The 7,087-nt window shown below is 61.8% G+C and carries 6 protein-coding genes; all 6 read left to right on the top strand.

Annotated features, from left to right (window positions below; all coding sequences use genetic code 11):
- The coding region (locus LJE93_06590; GenBank protein ID MCG6948568.1) for an ABC transporter substrate-binding protein at positions 1 to 745 on the top strand (745 nt) is incomplete at its 5' end.
- Positions 746 to 797: 52 nt separating this feature from the next.
- Positions 798 to 2,093, top strand: a complete 1,296-nt coding sequence (gene mtaB, locus LJE93_06585) for a tRNA (N(6)-L-threonylcarbamoyladenosine(37)-C(2))-methylthiotransferase MtaB (protein ID MCG6948567.1) — start codon at positions 798 to 800, stop codon at positions 2,091 to 2,093.
- A gap of 142 nt (positions 2,094 to 2,235) precedes the next feature.
- Positions 2,236 to 2,811 (top strand): HD domain-containing protein, encoded by a 576-nt coding sequence (locus tag LJE93_06580; protein MCG6948566.1) that lies wholly within the window; start codon positions 2,236 to 2,238, stop codon positions 2,809 to 2,811.
- A gap of 89 nt (positions 2,812 to 2,900) precedes the next feature.
- Positions 2,901 to 3,422, top strand: a complete 522-nt coding sequence (locus LJE93_06575) for a DUF4136 domain-containing protein (GenBank protein MCG6948565.1) — start codon at positions 2,901 to 2,903, stop codon at positions 3,420 to 3,422.
- Positions 3,423 to 3,453: 31 nt separating this feature from the next.
- Entirely contained in the window at positions 3,454 to 6,054 is a 2,601-nt protein-coding gene (mutS, locus tag LJE93_06570; protein MCG6948564.1) for a DNA mismatch repair protein MutS, read from the top strand.
- On the top strand, positions 6,041 to 7,081 hold the full coding sequence (locus LJE93_06565) for a hypothetical protein (GenBank protein ID MCG6948563.1): 1,041 nt from the start codon (positions 6,041 to 6,043) through the stop codon (positions 7,079 to 7,081). The genes mutS and LJE93_06565 overlap by 14 nt, the downstream gene beginning before the upstream one ends.
- The last annotated feature ends 6 nt before the right edge of the window (positions 7,082 to 7,087 follow it).

Here is a 7,087-nt window from a genome sequence, read left to right as displayed (position 1 = left end):
CGAGCTCGAGGGCCGGCGGGCGGGCCGATTCCTGTATGACGACCAAGACAAGGGCACGACGCTGATCTACGCCGAGGATTCCGCCCAGGCACGCGGAATCGAGCCCCCCTTCCGGCTCGTCTTCGAGCAGGCGATGGGTGGTGAGGTCGTTGGCCGGGTCGCGATCGATGAAGAAGGCTGGCAGACGATTTCGGTTGATCTGCTCGCCGCCAACCAGCCGGCATCGGTCTACATCATCGGCTACGGCGACAAAACGATCGAGGTACTTCGTCACCTCAGGGAAAAGGGCTACGACGGTGTCATCTGCGCCACGTCGGCCTTCTACACCGGCCAGATCGTCGAGGATCACCCAGACCTGGTGGAGGGTGTGTACTTCCCGCAGCCGGCGTTCGACATCCAGTCCGAAGCGCAGCTGACACAGGACTTCGTCGACACCTACCAACAGAAGTACCAGGATGAACCGGACATTTATGCCGCTCACGCGTTCGACGCGATGCGGGTGGCGATCTTCGTGTGCGGGGAAACCAACAATTTCACTGCTACGGAAATTCGCAAAGTCCTGGCTTTCGGCGTCAAGGAGTTTCCTGGTGTTACCGGGATCATCCAGTTCAACGACTACGGCGACGTCCACCACAATCCGATTATGTTCATCGTCAAGGACGGGCGGGTCCTCAACTACGAGCGCTACATCGAAGAGGAGAAGGCCAAGATCAGAGAGAGGATCAAGGATCTTCTCAAGGGATGATGGCCATCGAGCTCGGTCCGCCAAGCTGATCGTCTGAAACGAAGAGGGAACGGTGCAGGTTCGTCTCGAGTCCGTCGGTTGCCGTCTCAACATCGGTGAGATCGAGGCGATGGCCCGTAAACTCGCCGCGGCCGGGCATCGCGTCGCTGCTCCGGGTGACGAGGCCGATCTCTGCATCCTCAACACCTGCACGGTGACCGCGATCGCTTCGCGGAAATCCCGTCAGCTCATTCGGCAAATCAAGCGCGCCAATCCCTCGGCCGCGATCATCGTCACTGGCTGCGACGCGGAAATGGCTCCGGCGGCGATGAACGAGATCGGCGTCGACCTCGTGGTCGACAACGCGAACAAGGACCGGCTGCTCGAGCTCGCCGAGATGGCGGGAGTCCTCGACTCGACGACCGTGGATCCCGACGAGCATACCCTTTTCGCACCAAGCCGCTTGGCTCGCACCCGGGCCTTTCTGAAGGTTCAGGACGGCTGTGACAACTCCTGCACCTTCTGTGTCATTACCGTGGTCAGGGGCGCGGGCCGAAGCGTGCCGGTGGACACGGTCGTGGAACAGGTGCGCAGTCTCGTCGATACGGGCTACCGAGAGGTGGTCCTGAGCGGTGTGCACCTCGGGTCCTATGGCCACGACCTCGGTAATCGAAGTGGTCTCGAGCATTTGATCCAGCGAATCCTCTCCGAGTCCGATGTGGAACGCCTGCGGCTTTCTTCGCTCGAACCGTGGGACCTCGACGCCGAGTTCTTCGGGATTTTTTCGGACCCGCGGCTCCTGCCACACCTCCACCTCCCCCTGCAGAGCGGCTGTGACGAAACCCTCAGACGGATGGCGCGGCGTACGAGCCGAGGAGAATTCGCGGATCTGTGTCGAGCGGCCCGGCGGGCGGTGCCGAACATCGCCATCTCGAGCGATATCATCGTCGGCTTCCCCGGCGAGACGGACAAGGAGTTCGATCAATCCACGGCCCTGGTGGAGGATCTGGCCTTCTCGCGCCTCCACATCTTCCGTTACTCGCGGCGCGAGGGCACCCCAGCGTCCCGTATGCCGGCGCAGGTTCCTGGATCAATTACCCAGGAACGCAGCCGCAAAATGCACAGGCTCGCGGCCGACCTCGAACATCGCTTCAACTCCGGGCTGGTCGGCAGCATCGCCGAGGTTCTCTGGGAAACGGCTGAACACCACGGGGAAACACTGCGCTGGAGCGGGTTAACGCCGAACTACGTTCGCGTGAGTGTGATCACCCCACCCGACGAGGACCTGTTGAACAGGATCACATCGACGGAAATCGTCGAGGTCGTACCGGGGGGCGTTGTCGGCAGAATTCGGAATTCGGAATTCTGAATTCGGAGTTCCGGCCCACAGTTGGTCGGCGACGAGACATTACAGAGAGGTATCCCACCTTGTCAGGATTTCTCGAAACGGCCATCCTCGCCGACGTCGTGGATTCCTGGGAGGCGATACACTGGCCTCGAGGGGAGGCTCAGTGGATCGAATTGTCGAGTTTCTTTTTGAAGTAGGAATGCTCAAGCGGACGCCGAGGTCCGGCTGGCAATTCCTGGACGGCGGATCGGAAACAGTTGCAGAGCACGTTTTTCGGACCACGGTGCTCGCGTTCGTTCTTGCTCGAATGGACGGAAAGGTAAATACCGACAAAACCCTGCGGCTTGCTCTGGTCCACGATTTCCCGGAAGCACGGACAGGTGACCTGAACTATGTCAATCAGAAATACGTGGTCGCCGACGAAGCGCGAGCAGCTGCAGACATGGGTCACGGTCTGCCCTTCGGTGAGGAGCTCGTCGAATTGATTGCCGAGTACCGCAATGAGGTCACCGCGGAAGCTATTTTGGCGCACGACGCCGACCAGCTCGAGATGTTGCTCGAACTCAAGGAGAGACTCGACACGGGATGCGAGGATGCCGGCAACTGGATACCGTTCACCCTCCGGCGGCTCCGGACCGACGTCGCCAAAGCCCTCGGCAGGAAAATCGTCGAGGGTGACGCGTCTTCGTGGTGGTTCGACAAAGACTCCGACTGGTGGGTCCGAGGCGGAAAGGGATAACCTCGTGGAGCTTGACTCTCCGGCCGGAATGATCGATTCTCGATTTCCGGGCCCCCTTGGCGTCGCAGAGGTGGAGGAGGATGGTCGAAATGGCGAAATTGCCGGTCGTGTGCGTTGCCATCCTGCTGTTGGCAGGCTGCAACTCGACCACGGCAGAACTGCCCGTGCGAACCGAATACGACAGGGCGACCGATTTCCACGATTGGGAGAACTTTCGCTTCGCTTCGGAGAGCGGCGGCTCCGACCACACCCGTTACCCCGCGTTCGAGAAGATGGTCCAGGAAGCTCTGGAAAAGGAACTCGTCGCGCGCGGCTACTCCCGCATCGAAGACGGGACACCGGATTTTCGTGTTGCCTTCGATCTCGTGTTTCGCGGCTCGAAACCACCCGTTGTGGCACCACAGGGAGGTGGCGCCGAACCGAGTGTGCAAACACAACCGAGTCCTCGCCAGAGAGGTGCGGTGACGATCAAGATGTTGGATCCGGCATCGGGAAAAATCCTGTGGACCGGCCAGATATCGGAAATCACGATGACCTCCCTGGAACCGCAAAAAGACCTCGGCCAGGCGGTGTGGAGGATCCTGGCGGAATTCCCGCCAATCACCGGATGACGTGGATCGGAGGAGGCACCCTGCGGTGAAGATGACTCCCATGTTGCGACAGTACCTGGAGCTCAAGGAACAAGCTGGCTCGGCACTTCTGCTCTACCGAATGGGAGATTTTTACGAGCTCTTTTTCGAAGATGCGCAGGTCGCCGCACCGGTGCTGGGAATCACCTTGACGAGGCGCCGCCAAAACGACTCTGTGGATGCACCGATGTGCGGTGTTCCGCACCACGCGTTCGACGGCTATCTGGGAAAGCTCCTCGATGCCGGATTCAGGGTTGCAGTGGCCGAACAGGTCGAGGATCCGGCCACGGCGAAGGGGCTCGTTCGCCGCAAAATCATACGCACGCATACGCCTGGGACGATTTCCGACACCGGACTCCTCGAGGGTTCTGAGCACTGTTACCTCGCCGCTTTCGGCGGAGACAGCGAAGCCTCGGCCCTGGCGTGGATTGAGATCAGCACCGGCACGTTCGAAGGCATGAGAAGCAGTGACCGGGAGTCCCTTACCGAGCAGCTCGCTCGTCTTCGGCCGCGCGAGGTTTTGGTAACTGAGGACTGGGATGGTTGGAAAGACCTGTGGCCAGTGGAAATCCCCAGGCCGACCGTCACGCCGGTGCCGCCCGAGACCTTCTCGCCATCGGCCGGCGAGCAACGCTTGCGCCGCGTGCTCGGCGTCAGCTCGGTTCGTGGCTACGGGCTCGACTCCGGGGAGCCACTGGTCGGAATGGCTGGCGCTCTTCTCGGTTATGTCGAAAATACACAGAAAGGCGCCCTCAGCCATCTTCGCGGTTTCACCTGCCACCAGACGGGAGATGCGCTGATTCTCGACCGCGCCAGCCTTCGCAACTTGGAGATTGAGCGCTCGGCCGACGGAACGCGCAAGGGATCGCTGATCGATATCCTCGACCATACCGAGACCAGGATGGGTTCGCGGTTGCTCCGTGACTGGCTGGTGCGACCGAGCAACGACCTCGAGGAAATCGGAGAACGTCACCGTGCCGTCGCCGAACTCGTGGATGGAGCAGAGTTGCTGCGAGATCTTCAATCTGCTCTTGACGGCCTACCCGATCTCGAGCGCCTCGCCGCACGCATTGGCCTCGGCCTCGCCACGCCGCGGGAACTGCACGGCCTGAGGGCAGGTCTCGATCGCCTGCCGGCGGTCGCCGACACGATCGAGCAGGCTACCTCGTCGAGGCTTCGCGGGCTCGGCGAAACCTTTGACCCGATGCCTGATCTCGCGGAAATCCTCCACCAGCGCCTCGCCGAGGAACCCGCGCAGATCGCCGGTGCGGGCGTGATCGCCGGAGGCTGGAACCATGAGCTGGACGAGCAGCGAAGCCTCGCGCGCGGCGGCAAGGAGATGCTGGCCGGCATCGAATCCCAGGAACGGACCAGAACTGGAATCGGCTCTCTCAAGGTCAAGTACAACAAGGTCTTCGGTTACTTCATCGAGATCAGCAAGGCGAACCTCGACCGCGTCCCGGACGACTACGAACGGCGTCAAACTCTGACTAACGCGGAGAGGTACATCACGCCCGAGCTGAAGGAGCTCGAGTCTCGTATTCTGTCCGCCGAGGAACAGGCCACTGCGCTCGACCGCCAGCTGTATGCCGAGCTGGTGGAATCATTGTCGCATCATGCCCAACGGATCGCGGTTTCTGCCGAGATTCTCGCCCAGCTTGACGTGCTGTGCGCCTTTGCCGACCGGGCTCGACGCTCGAATTACTGCCGACCAGTGATGGTGGACGACGCCGGCATCGTCATCCGCGAGGGCCGCCATCCGGTGCTCGAAGACGTCCAGCGAGATCCGCACTTCATTCCAAACGACTGCCGCCTCCACCCCCAGACCAGTCAAATCGTCCTTCTTACCGGCCCGAACATGGGAGGCAAATCGACCTATCTCAGACAGTGCGCCCTGATAACGCTGATGGCCCATGCCGGCTCGTTCGTACCGGCAAGGGAGGCGGAGATCGGCCTCACCGATCGAATTTTCACCAGGGTCGGCGCTTCGGACATGCTGGCCAGGGGTGAATCCACTTTCATGGTGGAGATGACGGAAACCGCCAACATCCTCCACCATGCAACTCCGCGCTCTCTGGTGATTCTCGACGAGGTGGGACGTGGCACTGCGACCTTCGACGGCCTGTCCCTGGCCTGGGCAATCGTCGAGTTTCTGCACGACCAGGAGGAGCATGCCGGGTTGGTGCTCTTTGCGACCCATTACCACGAGCTGACCGATCTCGGGCGCATGCTGCCGAGGTTGGTCAATCGATCGATGGCGGTCAAAGAGTGGCGCGGCTCGATCCTCTTCCTCCACCGAGTCGTCGAAGGCCCTGCTGACAACAGCTACGGAATCCATGTCGCCCGCCTCGCGGGCGTCCCGAACACCGTTTGTGCACGCGCCGAGGAGGTCCTGGCCAATATTGAAAGGCACGAGCTCAAGATCTCCGGCGATCCGGTGATGCAGACCCCGCGGACGGCCAATGCAGAACGCATCAACCAACTCGATCTCTTCCGTGCGCCGGTGGACGAGATATCGGATCGCCTGCGTCGTCTCGACGTCGACGGAATCACTCCTCGGGAGGCCCTCGAGTTGCTCGCGGAACTCCACGGAAAGGTGCATGAACAGAACTGATTCCTTGCCCCTCGTAATTGGGCTGCCCGGCACTTCGATCACAGATGAGGACCGGGCGCTTCTCGACAAGACGCGTCCAGCCGGAATTATTCTGTTCGCGCGCAACGTCGAGGACCCAGATCAGGTACGGAATCTGGTCGCAGGCCTCGACGACATCGAACCGAGGCCGTTTGTTTCTGCCGACCTCGAGGGAGGCGTGGTCAATCGGCTCACAGGCCTGTGGGGCGATCTGCCTTCCGCAGCCGAAGCGTCGGCCGCGGGCAGACGCGCCGTCCGTGCCCTCGGCGAGGCTGCCGGCGCCGCCTGCCGCAGCCTCGGCATCCACCTTGATCTCGCCCCGGTGGTCGATATCGACTGTCCTGGCGGCTGCCTGAGTGGACAGAACCGGTGCTTCGGGCACGATCCCGAGCGGGTCGTCGCTTTGGCCAAGCTCTTCAACGAGGGCCTCGGCACTTGGGGGGTCTCCGGCTGCACGAAGCACTTCCCGGGAATCGGGTCTGTGGCCGCAGACACGCACGAGGAGCTTCCCATCCTCGATCCGGGAGCCGACGAAATGGCACGCCAGATATCGGTATTCGAAGAGCTCGGCGCCGACTACCCCGCCGTCATGGTCGCTCATGTAGTGGTGCCTGGTTTGGGCGACAGCGAGCGTCCCGCTTCTCTGTCGCGACCGGTCGTCGAGAAAGCAACGAATCTCCGTGGTTCGCCGGTGGTGCTGGCCGACGACATCGAGATGGGCGCTCTCCAGGAATGGGGAGATCTGCCGGAGAGGGTGATCAAGGCCGTCCACGCCCGCAATCACGGCGTGCTGATCTGCAACGCATGCGATCGGATAGAGGAAATCGTGCATCACCTGGAAGCCGTGGCTGCCGAAGACAAGACCGTTACAACCCGGCTGTCCGAGATGACCGCGCGCATGGGAACGCTCGGTCGCGACCTGCAGCAACGAGCCGCCGCCGTGCCGGCACCCGACGACGAAACCGTCGAGCAGCTCTGGGAATCGGCGCGCCGAGAGGCGGCGAGCTAGCGCCAC

It is taken from the genome of Acidobacteriota bacterium (genome assembly GCA_022340665.1).
Lineage (GTDB): Bacteria > Acidobacteriota > Thermoanaerobaculia > Thermoanaerobaculales > Sulfomarinibacteraceae > Sulfomarinibacter.
This window is presented reverse-complemented; position numbering and strand designations above follow the sequence as displayed.

Excerpts from the sequence above, each read along its gene's own strand:
- LJE93_06575 (MCG6948565.1), top strand. The coding sequence starts at position 2,901 with ATGGCGAAATTGCCGGTCGTGTGCGTTGCCATCCTGCTGTTGGCAGGC.
- mutS (MCG6948564.1), top strand. The coding sequence starts at position 3,454 with ATGACTCCCATGTTGCGACAGTACCTGGAGCTCAAGGAACAAGCTGGC.
- LJE93_06565 (MCG6948563.1), top strand. The coding sequence starts at position 6,041 with ATGAACAGAACTGATTCCTTGCCCCTCGTAATTGGGCTGCCCGGCACT.